Here is a 1,557-nt window from a genome sequence, read left to right on the forward strand (position 1 = left end):
GCTTGGGCTGCTCAACGAGATCGTGCCCGATGTCGAGACGTTGCAGCGCCGCGCCGACGAAACCGCGAAACTGGTCGCCGGCCACGCGCCGATCACGCTGGAAGTGACCAAGGAAGCGGTGCGCCGCATCCGCCGCACGCTATCCCGCGACGAGGGCGAGGATTTGATCCTCAAGGCCTATATGAGCGAGGATTTCCGCGAGGGCATGGACGCCTTCCTCAACAAGCGAGCGCCGAATTTTAAGGGCAAGTGAGGCGGCCGGACCTGTCCGATCTCCTGATCGAGGCGAGAAAAAGCCCGGCGCGAGCCGGGCTTTTTGTTCGAAAGGCGGTGGCTTTAGTACCTCGCCACCACCGGTCCGCCGAACTTGTAGTTGATGCCGGCGCGCAGGATGTTGTCGGTGACGCGCGAGGAGAAGTTGCTGACCAGATTGGTCGTCCCGATCGTCGTCGCGAACGAACCGCTCACCGAGCCAAGATCGACATAGAGATATTCGAGCCGCGCCGTCCAGTTGCCGGCGATCACGCCTTCGACGCCGGCGCCGAGCGTCCAGCCGACATTGGTGCTGTTGATGCCGGGGATCACGGCGGACACGCCGGTCGTGACAGGCGCGATGGTCGCGCTGGAATTGACTTCGCCGTAGGCCAGACCGCCGGTCGCATAGAGCAGCACCCTCGGGGTGGCGAGAACGCCGATGCGGCCGCGAACGGTGCCGAACCAATCGATCTTCTGGCTCAAAGCTTCGGAGACCGCGGGTCCGGTGACAGCCAGGGCAGCTAGCGGGTTGCCCACGATGCAGGTATTTGTCGGACAGAGATAGCCGTGCGTGCCCTTTTCGTCCGTGCCCTGGATGTCGGCCTCAAGGCCAAACACCCAGTTCTGCATCTGCCAGTTGTAGCCGAACTGGCCACCGCCGACGATGCCGTTGAGGTCTGTCCGATCGGTGCCTGAAAATAGCACAGTACCAGCCGGATTCGTGATGGCCGTCGTATCGCTCGAGCGGCCCCAGCTGTAGCCGAGATTGCCGCCGACATAGAAGCCGGTCCAGTCGAACACGGGTTCGACATACGCCGGAGCCTTGGTATAGGCCGGCGCCCTGGCCGGCAGATCGGCAGCGAGCGCGCCGGTCGCGAGCAACGAGGCGGCTGCGGAAATTCCAATCGAGATACGTTTCATCTGCAATCTCCAACCTGAAATATTTAGCAATTATACTTCCGGATGGCCTTGCCCGTCTGTCACGCGAAAGGCACAGGCACCGATAATCGACTGGGCCGGACAAGGTCAAATCTGGTTACCCGGCAAACGATTGGTTCGGTTGAATATTTTTGGGCAGAGCAGCAAAGCCGTCCTTCAACAAGCTTGCGCCGAGTTCGCCGGGATAACGGCCCGGTCCCTGCAATTGGGCTCCAGACAAACAAAAACCCCGGCCAAGCAAGGCCGGGCCTTTGTCTGTTCGAAGAAGAATCGGCTTAGTACTTCGCGACTACTGGGCCGCCGTTGAAGTGATAGTTCACACCGACCCGCACGATATTGTCAGTGAAGTGCGACGAATAGGAG

The 1,557-nt window shown here is 61.0% G+C and carries 2 protein-coding genes; one reads left to right on the forward strand and one right to left on the reverse strand.

From position 1 onward, the window contains the following. Positions 1-253, forward strand: a 253-nt coding sequence (locus WB528_RS01770) for an enoyl-CoA hydratase-related protein (RefSeq protein WP_423886713.1), incomplete at its 5' end; no start/stop codon positions are given. A gap of 83 nt (positions 254-336) precedes the next feature. Here the strand turns inward: WB528_RS01770 and WB528_RS01775 are convergent. After that, entirely contained in the window at positions 337-1,176 is an 840-nt protein-coding gene (locus WB528_RS01775) for an outer membrane protein (RefSeq protein ID WP_423886714.1), read from the reverse strand. Positions 1,177-1,557 lie beyond the last annotated feature (381 nt).

This window comes from Bradyrhizobium sp. (genome assembly GCF_049586575.1).
Lineage (GTDB): Bacteria > Pseudomonadota > Alphaproteobacteria > Rhizobiales > Xanthobacteraceae > Bradyrhizobium.